This window comes from Cellulomonas sp. HD19AZ1 (genome assembly GCF_004535805.1).
GTDB classification, from domain to species: Bacteria; Actinomycetota; Actinomycetes; order Actinomycetales; family Cellulomonadaceae; genus Cellulomonas; species Cellulomonas iranensis.
On record NZ_SPHX01000003.1, the window covers coordinates 367,020 to 383,666 of the forward strand.

Annotated in this window: 14 protein-coding genes and 1 tRNA gene; 3 read left to right on the top strand and 12 right to left on the bottom strand. The window is 76.6% G+C overall.

The window, feature by feature from the left end:
* Nucleotides 1-22 precede the first annotated feature (22 nt).
* Nucleotides 23-577 (top strand): helix-turn-helix domain-containing protein, encoded by a 555-nt coding sequence (locus tag E4A51_RS07875; RefSeq protein WP_206119986.1) that lies wholly within the window; start codon nt 23-25, stop codon nt 575-577.
* Nucleotides 578-743: 166 nt separating this feature from the next.
* Here the strand turns inward: E4A51_RS07875 and E4A51_RS07880 are convergent, their stop codons facing one another.
* The 10 genes from E4A51_RS07880 to E4A51_RS07925 all read right to left on the bottom strand — a co-directional run bounded on the left by E4A51_RS07880 (nt 744) and on the right by E4A51_RS07925 (nt 12,524).
* The gene (locus E4A51_RS07880; protein ID WP_167748852.1) at nt 744-1,733 is read right to left on the bottom strand and encodes an alpha/beta fold hydrolase; all 990 of its coding nucleotides are present in this window, start codon (nt 1,731-1,733) and stop codon (nt 744-746) included.
* On the bottom strand, nt 1,730-3,133 hold the full coding sequence (locus E4A51_RS07885; RefSeq protein WP_134851375.1) for an MFS transporter: 1,404 nt from the start codon (nt 3,131-3,133) through the stop codon (nt 1,730-1,732). Before E4A51_RS07885 ends, E4A51_RS07880 begins: the two co-directional genes overlap by 4 nt.
* A 157-nt stretch (nt 3,134-3,290) precedes the next feature.
* Nucleotides 3,291-4,229 carry an alpha/beta hydrolase fold domain-containing protein gene (locus E4A51_RS07890; RefSeq protein ID WP_134851376.1) on the bottom strand — a complete coding sequence of 313 codons (939 nt, stop codon included), beginning with the start codon at nt 4,227-4,229 and terminating at the stop codon, nt 3,291-3,293.
* An 81-nt stretch (nt 4,230-4,310) separates the two neighbouring features.
* Nucleotides 4,311-4,403 (bottom strand) — tRNA-Ser (locus E4A51_RS07895).
* Between the two features lie 104 nt (nt 4,404-4,507).
* Entirely contained in the window at nt 4,508-5,806 is a 1,299-nt protein-coding gene (locus E4A51_RS07900; protein WP_167748853.1) for a glycoside hydrolase family 32 protein, read from the bottom strand.
* 77 nt (nt 5,807-5,883) lie between these two features.
* Nucleotides 5,884-6,348 carry a hypothetical protein gene (locus tag E4A51_RS07905; protein WP_052748339.1) on the bottom strand — a complete coding sequence of 155 codons (465 nt, stop codon included), beginning with the start codon at nt 6,346-6,348 and terminating at the stop codon, nt 5,884-5,886.
* 71 nt (nt 6,349-6,419) lie between these two features.
* The gene (locus E4A51_RS07910) at nt 6,420-7,031 is read right to left on the bottom strand and encodes an ATP/GTP-binding protein (RefSeq protein WP_046529364.1); all 612 of its coding nucleotides are present in this window, start codon (nt 7,029-7,031) and stop codon (nt 6,420-6,422) included.
* Nucleotides 7,012-7,389: a DUF742 domain-containing protein gene (locus E4A51_RS07915; protein WP_046529365.1), complete on the bottom strand. Its 378-nt coding sequence runs from the start codon at nt 7,387-7,389 to the stop codon at nt 7,012-7,014. The genes E4A51_RS07910 and E4A51_RS07915 overlap by 20 nt, the downstream gene beginning before the upstream one ends.
* Before the next feature lie 10 nt (nt 7,390-7,399).
* A complete protein-coding gene (locus tag E4A51_RS07920; protein WP_046529366.1) occupies nt 7,400-7,849 on the bottom strand; it encodes a roadblock/LC7 domain-containing protein in 450 nt (149 codons plus the stop codon).
* An 88-nt stretch (nt 7,850-7,937) separates the two neighbouring features.
* Nucleotides 7,938-12,524 (bottom strand): ATP-binding protein, encoded by a 4,587-nt coding sequence (locus tag E4A51_RS07925; RefSeq protein WP_134851378.1) that lies wholly within the window; start codon nt 12,522-12,524, stop codon nt 7,938-7,940.
* A 253-nt stretch (nt 12,525-12,777) separates the two neighbouring features.
* Here E4A51_RS07925 and E4A51_RS07930 point away from each other — a divergent pair, with 253 nt between their 5' ends.
* Nucleotides 12,778-13,782 carry an NAD(P)H-quinone oxidoreductase gene (locus E4A51_RS07930; RefSeq protein WP_134851379.1) on the top strand — a complete coding sequence of 335 codons (1,005 nt, stop codon included), beginning with the start codon at nt 12,778-12,780 and terminating at the stop codon, nt 13,780-13,782.
* A gap of 37 nt (nt 13,783-13,819) precedes the next feature.
* Here the strand turns inward: E4A51_RS07930 and E4A51_RS07935 are convergent, their stop codons facing one another.
* Complete coding sequence (locus E4A51_RS07935) at nt 13,820-15,049, bottom strand: AGE family epimerase/isomerase (protein ID WP_134851380.1); 1,230 nt, start codon at nt 15,047-15,049, stop codon at nt 13,820-13,822.
* Nucleotides 15,050-15,112: 63 nt separating this feature from the next.
* On the opposite strand from E4A51_RS07935, the gene E4A51_RS07940 reads away from it, so the two are divergent.
* Nucleotides 15,113-15,730, top strand: coding sequence for a bacterial proteasome activator family protein (locus E4A51_RS07940; protein ID WP_070320324.1), 618 nt, complete (start codon nt 15,113-15,115; stop codon nt 15,728-15,730).
* 29 nt (nt 15,731-15,759) lie between these two features.
* On the opposite strand, the gene E4A51_RS07945 is transcribed toward E4A51_RS07940, so the two are convergent.
* A complete protein-coding gene (locus E4A51_RS07945; RefSeq protein ID WP_134851381.1) occupies nt 15,760-16,644 on the bottom strand; it encodes a DMT family transporter in 885 nt (294 codons plus the stop codon).
* Nucleotides 16,645-16,647: the final 3 nt, after the last annotated feature.

Below are 16,647 nucleotides of genomic sequence, written 5' to 3' on the forward strand. Positions count from 1 at the left end.
AACAGCCTCCTATGCTCGTCGCGTGCCCGCCGACCCGCACCCCGCCCCGACCACGCCGGCCGACGCCCTGCCCGCACTCATCGGCGAGCGGCTGCGCCGTGCGCGCACCGAGCGCGGGCTGTCGCTCGGTGCGCTCGCCGCGGCCGCCGGCGTCGGCAAGGGCTCGCTCTCCGAGATCGAGCACGGCGCGCGCAACCCGACGCTCGGCACGCTGTACGCGCTGTCCGGCGCGCTCGGGCTGCCGCTGTCGTGGCTGCTGGCCGAGCGGGTCGGCACGCAGGTCGCGTCACCCGGCATCACCGCCCGGCTGCTCGACGCGCACGCCGACGACGCCGGCACGGTCGAGGTCTACGCGCTGCGGCTCGAGCCCGGGCGGGTGCACACGTCGGCCGCGCACGGGCCGCGCGTCGTCGAGCACCTCGTGGTGACCCGCGGCCGCGCACGCGTCGGGGCGGCGGGTGCGCAGGTCACGCTCGCCACGGGCGACGCGACCACCTGGACGAGCGACACCGACCACACCTACGAGGCCCTCGACGCCCCCGCCGACGCGGTCCTGGTGGTCCGCACCCCCGCATGACGCCCGCCCTTACGCCCTTACGCCCACACCCGCACCGAGTGCGCCCGATCGCCGCCGAGTGCACCAGAAGCGACGGGTGCACTCGGCGGCGTGGTGGCGCACTCGGCGGCGGTGACGTCTCGGGTGGCGGTGCGCGGGCGGGCCCGCGGGTCGCCCGGGGAGCGGGTCAGAGCCGGTCGAGGAAGTCCGTCACCGCGTCGAGGTAGACCTGGCGCGGCCCCTCGGCCGAGAGCGTGAGGTCGTGCACGCCGTCCTCGACGACCAGCTCGTGCACGTCGCGACCGAGGCGCGGCCCGAGGGCGGCGATCGTCGCGACGTCGAGCACGGTGTCGGCGGTGTCGAGGCCGGGCCCGTCGACGTCGGCGGCCGAGCGGGCCGCTCGCGCGACGAGCACCGGCACGTCGATCTCGAGCCCGCGGGCGACGCGCAGGTGGCCCGCGCGCACGGCCGCGAGCCACCCGGCGCGCGCGGGCACGCCCCCGGGGGACTTCAGCGACGTGTCGAAGTCCCAGCGCTCCGCGAGGCGAGCGGCGTACCGCGACGGCGCGGCGGCGACGACGCGCAGCGGTGCGCGCCGGGCCAGCGGGCGCAGCGCACCGTCCTGCAGCGGCCGCACCCACGAGCGCTCGAACGACAGGAACGGGCTGTCGAGCACGATCGCGTCGGCCCCGGCGCCGCCGCGGTGCGCGTGCGCCCACAGGGCGGTGACGAGCCCGCCGCACGAGTGCCCGTGCACGACGACGGGCAGCCCGGACCACGTGCGCCGCGCGACCGTGACCGCGCGCGTGAGGTCCGACGCCTGCTCGCGCAGGTCGCCCTGGTAGTGCGGCACGTCGCCCGGATGCCAGGAGCGACCGGCGCGGCGCGCGTCGAGCCCCAGCGCGGCCCAGCCGGCGGCCGCGAGCGCGTCGACCACGTGCGTCTGGAAGACGTAGTCGTTGTAGCCGTGCAGCAGGACCACGACGCCGCGCGGGTGCACGGGCCGCTCGACCGGGCGCACGAGCGTCAGCACGGGGTCCGGACCGCCCGCGGCGACCTGCCGCGCGAGCGGACCGACGGCGGGTGCCACCCACCCGGGCAGCGTCCACGCCTCGTAGCCGGGCAGCAGCCGGTCGGGCTCCCACGCCTCGGCGCCCGGGCCGGGCAGCACGCTCACGCGCCGGGCTCCGTGACGTCGCGGCGGCCGTCGACCCCCAGCCCGCGCGGGAACCGCACGGGCACGAACAGCACGAGCCCGACCAGCAGCACCGCGACGATGCCGAGCACGCCCCAGTACTGCTCCTTCCCGCCGCCGAGGGCGATCGCGAGCGCGAACGCCGCGGGTGCGAGGAACGTCGCGGCGCGGCCCGTGGTGGCGTAGAGGCCGAACAGCTCGGTCTCGCGGCCCGGCTCGGCGAGGCGCGCGAGCAGCCCGCGGGACGCCGACTGCGCGGGCCCGACGCACGCGGACAGCACGAGCCCCGCGACCCAGAACGCGTTCTTGCCGGCGTCGTGCAGGAAGAACACGGCCGACCCGGACAGCACGAGCACGACGAGCGCGACGGTGACGAGGCGCCGCGGCCCGTACCGGTCGTCGAGCCAGCCCGACGCGATGGTCGAGGCGCCGGCGACGACGTTCGCGGCGATCGCGAACACGATGACGTCCCCCGGCGAGAAGCCGAACGTGCCGGCGGCGAGCACGCCGCCGAACGTGAACACGCCCGTCAGGCCGTCGCGGAACACCGCGGACGCGACGAGGAACCGCAGCGTCGAGCGGCGCTCGCGCCACAGCTGCGCGACGTGCGCGCCGACCGCGCGGTACGCCCCCGCGACGCCGACGCGCGCCGGCGGTGCGCCGGGGCGGCGGTGGTCGGGCACGAACAGCAGCACGGGGACTGCGAAGACGAGGAACCACGCACCCGCGACGAGCATCGAGACCCGCACGTCGAGCCCGCCCTCGGAGGTCACGCCGAACCACCCGACGTCGGGCTGGATGAAGCCCACGTACAGCACGAGCAGCAGCACGATCCCGCCGACGTACCCGGCTCCCCACCCGATGCCGCTGATGCGCCCGATGGTCCGCGGGCCGCTGATCTGCAGCAGCAGCGCGTTGTACGCGACCGACGCGATCTCGAACGCGATGGTCCCGACGGCGAGCAGCACGATGCCGAGCAGCACGGCCTGCGTCATGCCGCCCTCGACCGGCTCGACGAACCACAGCGCGAGCACCGACAGCCCGACGATCCCGGACGTCACCGCGAGCAGCGGGCGCCGCCGCCCGCCCGCGTCGGCGAGCGCGCCCAGCGCGGGCGCGGTGAGCGCGACGAGCAGGCCCGCGGCGGCCAGGCCCCAGCCGAGCCACTGGCTGTGCAGGGCCTTGGTCGCAGCCTCGTCGGCACCCGGCTCGACGAACGCCCCGCTCGTGAGGAAGACGGTGAAGACGAACGTCGTGACGACCGCGTTGAACGCGGCCGACCCCCAGTCCCAGGACGCCCACGCGGCGACCTGCCCGCGGGCGGGAGCAGGGACGACGTCGTCGACGGCGTCGACGGTGGCCTCGGTGCCGGGGTGACCCATGCGCGCAGCGTAGGCCGTCGCCCCGACCGCCGGGAGACGCCCGGGTGAACGGCGCGCCGGAACCGGGCGGGCGTCCTGACCGACCGTGCGGCCCTCGGCTCGGCGTCAGCGGGCCGCGCGCACCGCGGGCGTCATCGGCCCGCGTCCACCGCAGACGTCAGCGCGCCTCGCGCACCCCGTGCCCGACGGCCGCGAACGCGGCGACGGCGAGACGCCGCGCGACCGGCGAGCGCCACGTCTGGTCGAGGAACCCGTGCGGCATGCCGTTGGCGGTGAGCACCGACAGCGGCGCACCGGCGGCCCGTGCGCGCTCGGCGAACGCCTCCTCGCCGTCGCGGAACGCGTCGAGCTCGGCGATGAGCAGCAGCGTCGGCGGCAGGTCGGCGAGCACCTCGGGCGCCGCGAGCACCGGCGAGACCAGCGGGTCGGTGCGCACGGCGTCGTCGGGCAGGTACGACCGCTCGAACAGCAGCCCGATCTGGTTGTCCGCGGCGGCGCGCAGCTCGACGTGGTCGACGTCGGGGTACGCCGCGAGCGCGAACGCCGGGCGCGGGCACTCGCCGCGCGTCGCGAGCTGGCACAGCGCGAGCGACACCGACGCACCCGCCGAGTCCCCGGCGACCGCGAACGGACCCGTGACGCCGACCGCCGCGCCGTCGGGGCCGGTGAGCCACCGCACGGCGTCCTGCGCGTCCTCGATCGCCGCGGGGTACGGGTGCTCGGGCGCACGCCGGTAGTGCAGGCTCACGACCGGGAGCCCCGCGGTCCGCGCGAGCTCGGCCGCCGTGTGCTCGGACGTGTCGAGGTCGCCCAGCACGAACCCGCCGCCGTGCACCCACACCACGAACCCGGGCCCGTCGACCCCGGCCTGCGGGTGGTACACCCGCGCCCGGATGGACCCGGCGCGCGTCGGGATCTCGATCTCCTGCCGGTCGACGCCCGGCGCGGGCACGGGGCCGAACTGCCCCGTGTCGGCGCCGCGCATGCGCCGCGCGGTGTCGAGCCGCTCCTGCGGCGTGGCGCTCGGGAAGTCCTCGGGCGGGGCGGACGGGTCGCGACGCGGCGGTGCGTCGACGAAGTCGGGGTCGAGCCTCATGACCCGCCATCGTAGGGGCGCACCCCTGGGACCACACCGGCCACCCGCGCCGCGGTGTGCGGGCGGCGCCGGGCGTCGGCGTGGCGGAGGGCAAGGGATTCGAACCCTTGAGCACGGGGTCACCGCACCAACGGTTTTCAAGACCGTCGCTTTCGGCCGCTCAGCCAGCCCTCCCGGTGCCGCGCGGACGAGCCGAACGGCGGCGACGATCTTCCCACACCGAGCCGCGACCGAGGCGGGTGTCGGCGCATCAGCCGCACCGTGCGCGACCGCGCGGGTCAGTCGACGGCGGACGCGTCCTCCCCCGGCACCCGCAGCACGTGCGCCTCGGCGTCGCCCGACGCCTGCACGCGCCACCGCTGCGCACCGCGCGGGTAGACGCGCAGCGTGGTGCTGCGCGCGGGCTCGAACGCCTCGACCAGCGAGCCGTCGACCAGCACCTCGGCGGGCCCGTCCGACGCCCAGACCCGCACCTCGTCCGCGCCGTCGACCAGCGACATGACGACCGGCCCGGACGCCGCGACCCGGAACGCCGGCTCGTCGGTGCCGAGCACTCCGTCGACCAGGGGCAGCGCGCCGCCCCGCAGCCCCGCCAGCTCGGCGACCGGGCACGTCACGGCCGTCCCGTCCGGCGTCAGCACCAGCTCGCGCGGGCACGTCAGCACGCCCGCCCAGCCCGCGGCCGCGACCTCGTGCGCGGGCCGCTCGGCGTGCGCGGCACCGCGCCCCTCCCACGACCAGCCCCACACCAGCACGCGCCCGTCGTCGGCCACGTACGCCTGCGGCGCGTACAGGTCCGGCCCCGCGTCCAGGGGCGCCGCGCGCTCGACCACGAAACGCGGCGCCTCCCCCGACACGTCGAGCCGCCCCGTGAATGCCGTCACCCCGAACCGCTCGGGGCCGTGCGCACGCTCGAACCACGAGACCAGCAGCACCCACGCGTCGCCGACGCGCACGAGCTGCGGGCACTCCCACACCTCGCCGGGCTGCTCCGCGCCCGCCTGGTCCCCCGCCTCGTCGGCCGTGAGCAGCGTGCCGAGCGGCCGCCAGTCGTCGAGGTCCGCGACGTCGTAGACGAGCACCGCGCCCCGGCCGTCGACCCCGGCACCCTGCACGCCCAGCCGCCGCCCGTCGACCGTCAGGACGAACGGGTCCCGCACGTCCACCACACCCGGCGCGTCCGGGTGCGGCGCCGCGAGCCGGTCCGGCTGCACCCACGTGCCGTCGGGCCCACGCCGCGCCACCGCGACGCCCGCGCTCGGCCCACGGTCGCGCACCGCGCTGTACAGCAGCGCGACGTCGCCGTCGTCGTGCACCGCGACGCCGCTCCACGCCCCGCCCGCGTCGATCGTGCCGGGGCGCGGCGCCAGCGCGGTCGGCTCGTGGTCCCAGCGCAGCAGGTCCGGCGAGCTCGCGTGCCCCCAGTGGATGTCCCCCCACACCGGCGCGTGCGGGTTCCACTGGTACATCACGTGCCAGCGGCCGTCCCACCGGCCGACGCCGTTGGGGTCGTTGAGCCAGCCGTGCGGCGCGCGCACGTGCCAGCGCGGGGCGTGGCGGTCGAGGTCGGCGGTCACGGCACCATCCTCACCCGCCGTCGCGGGGCCCGACGACGGCACGCGGTCCCGGGCCGCGGCACGCCGACGACCGATGCTCAGCGCCACCACCCGGTCGGCCGGCCCGGCGTCACCACCGCGAGCCCGACCGCATCGGCTGCGCGCGCCGTCGGCGCGTCGTACGTCGCGACCGCGCGCACGTCGAGGTGCGCCTGCGCCGCGCCCACGTGGAGCGCCACGAACGGGCCCAGCCCCGCCGGCAGCAGCACGGCGCGCCGCAGCGCCTGGTCCGAGAGCCGCAGCCGCGGCAGCCGCACGAGCGCGTCCAGCACGGCCAGCGCCGCGTCGACGCCCACGAGACCCGCCACGACGCGTGCCTCCAGCACCGACACCGACGACACGACCGCGGTGGCCTCGTGCTCCGCGGCCCACGCGGACCACGCGGACGACTCGGGCGCCTGCGGCACGTAACGGCTCAGCGCCGATCCGTCGACGTACACCTCGGCCGCCGGGTCACGCGGGCGCAGCACCTCCGCGGCCGGGACGGGACGGGGCGCGGGCACGCCCCCATCCTGGCCCCGGACGCGCGGACGGCCGGCCCCCGTGGGGGTCCGGCCGTCCGTGGGTGACGTGCTCACCGCTGACGCAGGCGCTCCATGGCGAGCTGCACCAGCGCGATGAGGGCCTGCTTGGTCGCGGCGCGCGACCGCGCGTCCGTGTACAGGACCGGGACGTGCGCCGGGATGGCGAGCGCCTCGCGGACGTCGTCGAGCTGGTGCTTGGCGATCCCGTCGAAGCAGTTGACGCCCACGACGAACGGGATGCCGCGCGACTCGAAGTAGTCGACGGCCGGGAAGCACTGGTCGAGCCGGTCGGTGTCGACCAGGACGACCGCACCGATCGCGCCGCGCACCAGGTCGTCCCACATGAAGAGGAAGCGGTCCTGGCCCGGGGTGCCGAACAGGTAGAGCCACAGCGAGCCCGGCAGCGCGATGCGACCGAAGTCCATCGCGACCGTCGTGGTCGTCTTGCGGTCGGTCACGCCGCCGGCGTCGTCGACGCCCACGGAGTGCTCGGTCATCGCGGCCTCGGTGTTGAGCGGCTCGATGTCGGAGATCGAGCCGATGAACGTCGTCTTGCCGACGGCGAAGCCGCCCGCGACGACGATCTTGACGACGGTGGGGGCGACGGCGCCCGCAGCCCCGGCCGGAGCGGCGACAGCGGCGTCAGAGGGCGGAAATGCCATTGAGAACACTCTCCAGCACGCTCAGGGACAGGGCGGGGGACTCACCGGTGTTGACCTCGACCGGCTGAGAGGTGTGCACGCGCACGTAGTTGGCATCGGCGAGGTCGGACACGATGATCCGGACGACACCGAGCGGGAGGTGGAGGAGCGCCGACAGCTCGGCGACCGAGATGTACCCGGCCGACGCGTGCTGGATGATCGCGCGCTTCTCGGGGGTCAGGCCCGTGCTCGCCACGGCGCCCGGCATGACCTCGACCAGAGCCTCGAGAGGCAGGTCGGAGCGGGCCGAGCGCACGCGACCGCCGGTCACGGCGTAGGGCCGGACCGTTCTGGCCTCGTACTCGACGTGTTCGCTCATCCGCGTGCCCTCAGGCCACCGGGGCCCGGGTCGCGCCGTCGACGGGCAGCTGGCCGCGCATCTCGGAGATGAGCTGCGGGGTCAGCGTCGCCTCGGTGCGGGAGACGAGCATCGCCATCTCGTAGCCGATGAGGCCGACGTCGCACGTCGACTCGGCGACGACGGCGAGGACCGAGCCGTTCGACACGCTCATGAGGAAGAGGAACAGGTGGTCCATCTCGATGATGGCCTGCCGCACCTCCCCCGCACGGAGCTGGCGCGACGCGCCACGGGTCAGGCTCGACATGCCCGAGACGATCGCCGCGAGCTGGTCGCCGCTGGTGCGGTCGAGCTGCTCGGACATCGCCATGAGCAGACCGTCGGCCGACACCACGAGCGTGTGGCGAGTGCCGGGCACGGTCCGGACGAAGTTGTCCAGGAGCCAGCCGAAGTTGGCTGCCTCGGTGCTGAGCGCGGTCACACTTCCTCCTTCATGGTGCAGTCTGGGCCGACTGCGGGCGGGGTGTCGCCGGTGACACGCAGGTCACCGGAGATCTGGGGCTGTCGGATCACTGGTGGTCACCGTTCTCTGGTCCGGTGGAGGCACGCCGTCCGCGCGACGTGCCCGACTGGAAGCTCGACAGCCGGGACCGCAGCTGGTCGGCGTCGCGCTGGACGGGGCGCTCCTCCATCGGTGCGGGCGCGGCGGGGACCGCGCTCGGCACACGCTTGATGAGACGCTCCGAACCGCCTGCACCGACCGCGCTGGGCCGGTACGCGGACAGCTGGCTCAGCTCCGAGAGAGCCTGCTCCTGGATGTCCGACCGCAGGGCGAGCATCGCCGCGACCTCGTCGTCGAGCGTGCCCACGCGGGGCGCGGTCGACGGCGGGACGGACGGGTGGGGGACGGTCGCCGTGGGCGCGGCCGGCTGGCGCGCGGCCCACTCCGGGGGCGACCAGGACGGCGCGGTGCGCGCCTCCGGCGGGGTCGCGGCCGCCGCCGGGGCCGGCGCGGGTGCCGCCTGCGGGGGCGCGGCGGGAGCCGACCACGACGGGGCCTGCCAGCCGGTGGCCTCGGGCGCGGGCTGCGCGGGCGCAGCCGGCGCCGAGTCCGGGCTCCAGGCCGACGAGCGGACGGGCGTGCGCGTGACCTCGGGGGTCGGCGCGGCCGGCTGCTGCGGCGCGGGCGCGGGCTCGTCACGCTTGCGGCTGAAGAAGTTCCCCCACCGGCGTCGAGGCTTGTCCTCCTCGGGCGCCACGAGGTCGCTGAACGCGGGCTGCGCGGCCGGCGACGCGGGGGCCGCGGGGGCGGCCGGCCAGGCCGGTGCCGGCGCCGGTGCGGCGGCGACGGGAGCCTGGGGCGCGGGTGCGGCCGGCGGGTCGAAGGGCGCGACGGCGTCCGCGGACTCGACGGGCGAGAACATCTGCGTGGGCTGCTCGGCGGCGACCGGCCGGGCCCACAGGGGCGCGGCGGGACGTGCCGGGTCGACCGCCGACGGTGCCGCCGGCGCGGCGTCCCCCGCGGGCGACGCCTGCTGCCACGACGGCGTGCGCCAGGCCTCGGCGACCGGTTGCGGGGCGGGCTCGGGGTCGACCGGCGGCGCCGGGACGGGGGCGACGGTCGTCGGCGGCGTCGCGGCGACGGGCGCCCAGGGTGCGGCGACCTCCTCCTCGACGTCGGGCTCGAGCTCGAACGTCGGGACGGCCGGCTGCGGCTCGGCGGACCACGCGGGCTGCGGCTCGGCGGCCGCCCAGACGGGCTGCTGCTCGGCCGCCGGCTCGGCGACGGGCCACACCGGCTGCTGCTGCTCGGCAGCGGCCCAGTCGGGCTGCGGCTCGGCAGCGGCCCAGTCGGGCTGCGGCTCGGCGGACTGCTGCGTGCTGGCCAGGCCCCAGTCGGGGTGCGCGTCCTCGGCGGACGCCCACGCGGGCTGCTGCTCGGCGGCGGGCGCCGACCAGCCGGGAGCCTCCTCGGCGGCCGGCTCGGGCACGACCGGGATCGCACCCGTGTGCCACGCACGCGCCTCGTCGAGCGACCGCCCGAACGGCGCGTAGGGCTCGGTGTACTCCACGGCGGGGCGCTCGGCGCCGCCGCCCGCCCAGCCCGAGTAGCCGCTGTAGGCCGTGAAGGCCGGCTCAGCCTCGGTCTCGGTCTCGGGCTCGGTCTCAGGCTGCGCCTCGACCGCAGCGGCGTCCGGCGTCGCCCGGTCGGGCTCCGCCTCCGGGTGCCGCTCGGTCGCGCCGGCGTCCCAGGAGGGCGCCCACACGGGCTGCTCCTGCTGCGTCGACGGCGCGTCGTGGGCCGTCTGCTCGTCCTGCGGCGCGTCCCAGGAGGGGGCGTCCGCCATGGACCACGCCTGCTCGTCCGCGAGCGACGCCTCCAGCGGCTGCGACTCGGCCTGCACGGGCGCCCACGGCTGCTCGTCCTGCGGCGCCTCCCAGGACGGTGCCGCCGGGGAGGACCACGCCTGCTCGTCCGCGCGCGCCGCCTCCAGCGGCTGCGACTCGGCCTGCACGGGCGCCCACGGCTGCTCGTCCTGCGGCGCCTGCCAGGCGGGGGTCGTGTCGTCCTGCGGCTGGCGCTGCGCGAGGTCGGACGCACCGCCGCGCGACGGCAGCGAGGAGGCCTCGCCCTGCCAGGTCGGGGCGGACCAGGCGTCGGCCTGCGGCGCGGGAGCGGGGTCGGGCTCGAGCGCCGGCACCTCGACCGCGGGGGCGGCCTCGGACGTCGGCGCCTCGGGCGCGGGAGCGGGGTCCGGCGCGGGCACGGCCGCCTCGCGTCCGCGGAACCCGGAGAACAGGCCCGCACGTGCGGCGGGGTCGGCGAGGGCCGCCTGCCGCCCGGCGTCGGGCTCGGGCTCGGCGACGGGAGCGGGTGCGGCGGAGCGCGACCGCGTGGGCAGCCCGGTGGCGCGCGGCGCGGCCAGGACGGCCGGCGACCACTCGCCCGTGTCGACCGAGAGCTCGGGCGACAGCGTCGTCTCGGGCGCCACGGGCAGGACGATGTTGTCCTCGTCGAACGTCTTGCGCGAGCGCGTCGGCAGCTCGCCGGGCGTCCCGACCAGGCCGGCGGCGGGAGCCCCGGCCTCCGTGATGGGCGCACGCGCCGCGGCGGGCGCGGTCGGCAGCGGCGCGGCACCGGCCTCGTCGCCCCGGCGCCGCCGCGGCAGGCCCAGGTCGGTCTGGCCGTCGGTGAGCTGCGCGAGGTCCACCTCGCGGACCGCGGGCGCCTCGATCTGCTGCGCCGCCGGGGCCGGGACCTGCGCCGCGGGCGGCGCGCCGTAGGCGTTGACCTCGTTGGCGGAGAACAGCGTGTTCGGGAACCGGACGAACGCCTCGGTACCGGTGCCCCCGACCCGCTTGCGCAGCGTGACCTCGGCGCCCAGGCGCTGCGCGAGGCGGCCGACGACGAACAGGCCCAGGCGCTGCGCGCCGAGCGCGTCACCGGCGGAGACGGACACGATCTTGGTGTTGGCGGCCTCGATCTCGGCGTCCGTCATGCCCAGGCCCTGGTCGGTGATCCGGACGATCACCGAACCGCCGGTGATGCCGGTGGTGACGACGACGGGCGTCTCGGGCTCCGAGAACACGGTGGCGTTCTCGAGGAGCTCGGCGATGAGGTGGGCGGCCGAGAGGGCGTTGAACCCGAGCATGTGCGGGTCGACCTGCAGGTCGAGCTCGACGCGGTCGTACTGCTCGATCTCGGAGGAGGCGGTCCGGATGACGTCGGACAGCGGCATGGCGTCGCGCAGGCGACGGCCCGAGTCGATGCCGGCGAGCACCAGCAGGGACTCGGCGTTGCGGCGCATCCGGGTCGCGAGGTGGTCCAGGCGGAACAGGTTCGCCAGCGTGCCCGGGTCCTCCTCGGCGCGCTCGAGCGAGTCGATGAACGACAGCTGACGGTTGAGGAGCACCTGGTCGCGACGCGCGACGTTGACGAACATCTCGGCGATCGAGCCACGCAGCGCGGCCTGCTCCTGCGCGACCTGCACGGTCGTGGCGTTCACCGCGTTGAACGCCTGCGCGAGGCGGCCGACCTCGTCGTTGGAGCGGACCGGGATGGGGGCGAGCGTGATCTCGGGGCCCTCACCGGGCGTCGAGACCTGCTCGACGAGGCGGGGCAGCTGCTCGCGGACGTCCGCGGCGGCGCCGGTGAGGCGCCGCAGCGGGACGACGATCGACCGGGCGACGGTGATCGCGAGGAGGAAGGACGCGGCGAGGGCCGCGATCGCGATGCCGACGGTCACGACGGCGGTGTCACGCGCGGACGACGCGGCGTCCGCGGCGGTGTCGGTCGCCTTGTCGATGATCGACTGGTTGATCGACGCGAGAGCGGTGAACTGGGTCGTGGTCTCCTGCGACCACTGCTCGAGGTCGACCGAGCCGAACGCGGCGAGCGTGCCCTGCGTGAGGAGCGCGCGCATCGAGCGGACGGCCGCGTTCGGGTCACCGGTGCTGATCGCGACGCCGTCGAGGCGCAGGTCGCCGACCGCGGTGCGGGCGCGCTCGCGGGCGAGCTCGGTGGCGGTCACCTGGTCGGCGAACGTCCGCGCCGCGACGGGGCTGTCGATCGGGGCGGTCTTGAGCTCGACACCGGTGATGTACTCGTTGACCAGCGCGTCGACGAGGAGGGCGACCTCACGGTTGGCGCGGATGTAGGTGGCGAGGTCGCGGTCGCGCAGCGAGTTCGCGACGCCCTCGACGACGTGGTCCTGACCGTCGACGATGTCCTGGAAGCCGTTGCGGAGGATCGCGCGCTGCGTCTGGTTGTCGACGCGGTCGCGGACCTGCTGCAGACCGCTCGAGTACGTCTTCTGCTGGTCCTGGAAGTCGCGCACCACCGACGCCGGGAACTGCGACAGGTCGATGTCCTGCGTGACCTCGCGGGCCGCGGACAGCGCCTGGTCGGTGGCCTGGCGGGCGGCGGCGATCTGCTCCGCCGAGGCGCCCGTGAGCGAGAGGATCCGCTCCTGCTGGAGCGCGGCCGACACCGGGGACATGACGTCGAGCGTGCGGACGACGTTCTGCGTGGCCTGGGCGTAGCGCAGGTCCTGGATCGCGCCGAGGGAGATGTAGGTGCCTGCGAGGAGCAGGACGATCATGGGCACGGCGAGGACCGCCAGGACCTTGGCACGGATTCCGAGCCGTCGCAGCATGTCGATCCTTCCCTTTCGCCCGACGTCGGACGCTCACGCGGGATACCGCTCGCGCCCGCAACGCGGTCACCGCAGGTGACTGCCGTCTGCGCTTCATCGGTACCTGAACACCGGACCATTAGCCCGCCGCCAGAGTTTGCCACGGACGTCACCCGTACCGATACGCCACGTTCGTCGCGAATCGGGCACCCCCGGGCTGCGCGCCCGGCGCGCCTCCGGGCACCCACCCACCCGGTCGGCCTACCGTGCCGCGGTGCGTGCCGTCGTGGTCGACTCCCCCGGGGGCCCGCAGGCGTTGCGCGTCGCGCAGGTGCCGGAGCCCGAGCCGGGCCCGGGTCAGCTCCTGCTCGACGTGGCCGCCGCGGGCGTGAACCGTGCTGACCTGCTGCAGCGGGCGGGGCACTACCCGTCGCCGCCCGGCGCCCCGCCGTGGCCGGGCCTCGAGGTCGCGGGCACGGTCGCCGCGGTGGGACCGCCCGCGACGACGCACGACGGCGCACCGCTCGCCGGCGCCTCCCCGCAGGTCGGGGACCGGGTCGCGGCGCTGCTCGCGGGCGGCGGCTACGCCGACCGGGTGGTGGTGGACGCGACGCACGTGCTGCCCGTGCCGGCGCACGTGTCCCTCGTCGACGCGGCCGGGCTGCCCGAGGCCGTCGCGACGCTGTGGTCGAACATGCGGGCCGCGCACCTCGCGCCGGGCGAGACGGTGCTCGTGCACGGCGGGTCGGGGGGCGTGGGATCGGTCGCGGTGCAGGTGCTGCACGCGCTCGGGCACCGGGTGGTCGCGACCGCGGGCGGCGCCGAGCGGTGCGCACGCGTGGCCGCGCTGGGGGCGGACGTCGTGGTGGACCACCGCGCGCAGGACGTGCGTGAGGTGGTGCAGGGCGCGACGGAGGGGCGGGGCGTGGACGTCGTGCTCGACGTGCTGGGCGGTCGCGCGCTCGGCGACAACGTCCGGCTGCTCGCCGAGGGCGGGCGCCTCGTGGTCATCGGGCTGCAGCAGGGGGCGCGCGGCGAGCTCGACCTGCCGGCGCTCATGGCACGGCGCGGGTCGGTGATCGCGACGACGCTGCGGGACCGCCCCGCCGCGCAGAAGACGCGGATCGTGCAGGACGTCCGCGAGCACGTGTGGCCGCTCGTGCTCGACGGCCGGGTGCGGCCGGTGGTGCAGGAACGTCTGCCCCTGGCCGAGGCCGCCCGCGCGCACGAGCTGCTCGAGCGCGGCGACGTGTTCGGCAAGGTCCTGCTGCTGCCCTGAGGGCGTGCCGCCCGGTCGTGGAGGCCCGCGCGGCTCGTCAGTCCAGCAGCCCGGCCGCGAGCGCCGGGGCGATCACGGGCGTCAGCGGCAGCCGCGGGACCAGCGTCGCCTGCACCGCGTGGTAGAGGTCCGCCTTGCCGGCCCACACCGTGCGGGTCACGCGGTTGTCCGTGCCCAGCTCGTGCCACCACGACCCGCCGTCGCGGTCGATCACGTGCTCGCCGACGTACTCCCACCACTGCGTGTAGAGGTCGTCCCAGCGCGGGTCGCCGGTCGCGGCGTGCAGCGCCGCGACCGCCGCGACCGCCTCGGCCACGACCCAGTGCATGCGCTCGCGCACCACGGGTCGCCCCTGCCAGTCGACCGTGTAGACGAATCCCGGTGCGCCGTCGACGTGCCAGCCCTCGCGCACGCCCGCGTCGGCCAGCGCGACCGCGTCGTCCAGCATCCAGGCGGGGGCGACGTCCCCGCGGGCCGTCAGCGCCGCGCGCGTGTGCAGCGTGAGGCGCGCCCACTCGAACCAGTGCCCGATCGTCGCGCCGTACGGGCGGAACGGGTGGGCGGGGATGTCGGCGTTGTACTCGAGGTCGGGCGCCCACGTGGCGTCGAAGTGCTCGGGGATGCGCCACGAGTTCGCGCGCGCGAAGCCGTGCACGACCCGCTCGACGATCCGCGCCGCCCGGTCGAGCCAGACGCGGTCGCCCGTGACGTCGGCCGCCGCGAGGTACGCCTCGACCGTGTGCATGTTGGCGTTGACGCCGCGGTAGGGGTCGAGCTCGGTGAACGTGCGGTCCCACTCCTCGACGACCATGCCCGCGGCGTCGTCCCAGAACCGCTGCTCCTGCACCGCGAGCGCGGCGTCGAGCAGGTCGCGCGCGCCGGGGCGGCCGGCGACGGTCGCGCTCGCGGCGGCGAGCACGACGAACGCGTGCGGGTACGCGGCCTTGGTCGTGTCGCGGGGCGTGCCGTCGGCGTCGACCTCGGCGAACCAGCCGCCGTGCGCGTCGTCGTGGAACGGGCCCGAGATCGCGGCGACCCCGTGGTCGACGAGCGCGGCCGACCCGGGCCGGCCCGCGAGGTGCGCGAGCGCGTAGACGTGCGTCATGCGGCACGCGATCCACAGCTCGGCGGGGCCGGGCAGCGGCCGCCCGACGTCGTCGAGCCGCGCGAACCCCGTGCGGGCGCGCGCGGCGCGCCCGAAGTCCCACAGCCGGTCGGTCTCGCCCTCGAGCCAGCGCGCGTGCGCCGGTGTGCTGAGCCACGCCATGGCCGCCAGCGTAGTTGCGGGGCTCGCCGCGCGGGGCTGCGCCGCGCGGCCCGCTCGACCATGATGGGCGGGGTGAGCGACGGCGAGCGGCACGACGGCACCTCCCCCGACCCGGCACGCGCGGAGCACGCGCCCGACGGGCCGCGGGTCGTGGTCGTGCCCGCGGCCGGCGGGGGCGACGACGGCCGGGGCGCGCAGCCCGACGAGACGCGCGACGAGGACGTCACGGGCATGGTCGAGCAGCCCGCGAAGGTCATGCGCATCGGCACGATGATCAAGCAGCTGCTCGACGAGGTGCGCTCGGCGCCGCTCGACGACGCGGCCCGCGCGCGGCTCGCCGAGATCCACGAGCGGTCGCTGCACGAGCTCGAGGAGGGGCTGTCCCCCGAGCTCGTCGCCGAGCTGCACCGCATCACGCTCCCGCTGGCGGAGGACGCGGCGCCGTCCGACGCCGAGCTGCGGATCGCGCAGGCGCAGCTGGTGGGGTGGCTCGAGGGGCTGTTCCACGGCATCCAGACCGCGCTCGTGGCGCAGCAGATGGCCGCGCAGGCGCAGCTCACGCAGATGCGACGCGCGCTCCCGCCGGGCCACCCGTCGGTGCCCGGCGGCGGGTTCGGCGTGCCGACCGGGCGCCAGGACGGGCCCGACGACATGCGCCCGTCGACCGGGCAGTACCTCTAGCCCCGGCGACCTCCGACGCCGGGCGTCCGTCAGCCCGGCGCGGGCGGCTGCCCGTCGCCCGGGCTCGGGCCCGACGGGTCGCCCCCGCCGCGCGCGGTCAGCGCGATCGCGCCGGACACGAGCACGAGGCCCACGAGCTCGAGGCCGTGCGGCAGCTGCCGCAGGACGACCGCGCCGACGACCGCGGCGGTCGCGGGCAGCAGCGCGAGCAGCACCGCGAACGTCGCGGCGCTCACGCGTCGCAGCACGACCTGCTCGAGCGCGTACGGCACGACCGACGAGCACACCGCGATGACGACGACGAGCAGCGCGAGCCGGGCGTCGTGCAGCACGGGCCCGGCGCCGCCCGCGAGGAACGGCGCGAGCACGAGCCCGCCCGCGGCCATCGCGACCGCGAGGCCGCTCGCGCCGGGCGTGCCGGCGCGCGCCACGCGCCGCCCGAGCACGATGTAGCCGGCCCAGCACGCCGCGGCCACGCCGATCGCCACGAGCCCGGTGACGGCGGCCGGGCCGGTGTCGAGGCTGACGCCCGCGAGCAGCACGACCCCGACGGCGGCCACGCCGATCGCGGCGCGCTCGCGCCAGCCCGAGCCCGTGACGGCGGCGACGGCCACCGGGCCGAGGAACTCGAGCGCGACGGCCGTGCCGAGCGGCAGGTGCTCGATCGCGACGTAGAACGCGACGTTCATGGTCGCCAGGACCACGCCGAACAGGACCGTGACCGCCAGCCTCCGCGGCTCCCACAGCGCGCGCACGCGCCACGGCCGGCGCCACGCGAGCAGCAGCACGCCCGCGACGGCGACGCGCAGCCACGCGACCGTGCCCGCGGGGAGCACCGCGAACAGCCCGACCGCGACCGCCGCGCCGAGGTACTGCGTCAGCCCGGAGACGACGAACAGCGCGGGGGCGGGCACGGC

What these genes read in the sequence shown, in the direction of transcription:
- E4A51_RS07885 (WP_134851375.1), bottom strand. Translation starts at nt 3,133, where the DNA reads ATGGGTCACCCCGGCACCGAGGCCACCGTCGACGCCGTCGACGACGTC.
- E4A51_RS07890 (WP_134851376.1), bottom strand. Translation starts at nt 4,229, where the DNA reads ATGAGGCTCGACCCCGACTTCGTCGACGCACCGCCGCGTCGCGACCCG.
- E4A51_RS07910 (WP_046529364.1), bottom strand. Translation starts at nt 7,031, where the DNA reads ATGGCATTTCCGCCCTCTGACGCCGCTGTCGCCGCTCCGGCCGGGGCT.
- E4A51_RS07915 (WP_046529365.1), bottom strand. Translation starts at nt 7,389, where the DNA reads ATGAGCGAACACGTCGAGTACGAGGCCAGAACGGTCCGGCCCTACGCC.
- E4A51_RS07925 (WP_134851378.1), bottom strand. Translation starts at nt 12,524, where the DNA reads ATGCTGCGACGGCTCGGAATCCGTGCCAAGGTCCTGGCGGTCCTCGCC.
- E4A51_RS07935 (WP_134851380.1), bottom strand. Translation starts at nt 15,049, where the DNA reads ATGGCGTGGCTCAGCACACCGGCGCACGCGCGCTGGCTCGAGGGCGAG.
- E4A51_RS07940 (WP_070320324.1), top strand. Translation starts at nt 15,113, where the DNA reads ATGGGCGGGGTGAGCGACGGCGAGCGGCACGACGGCACCTCCCCCGAC.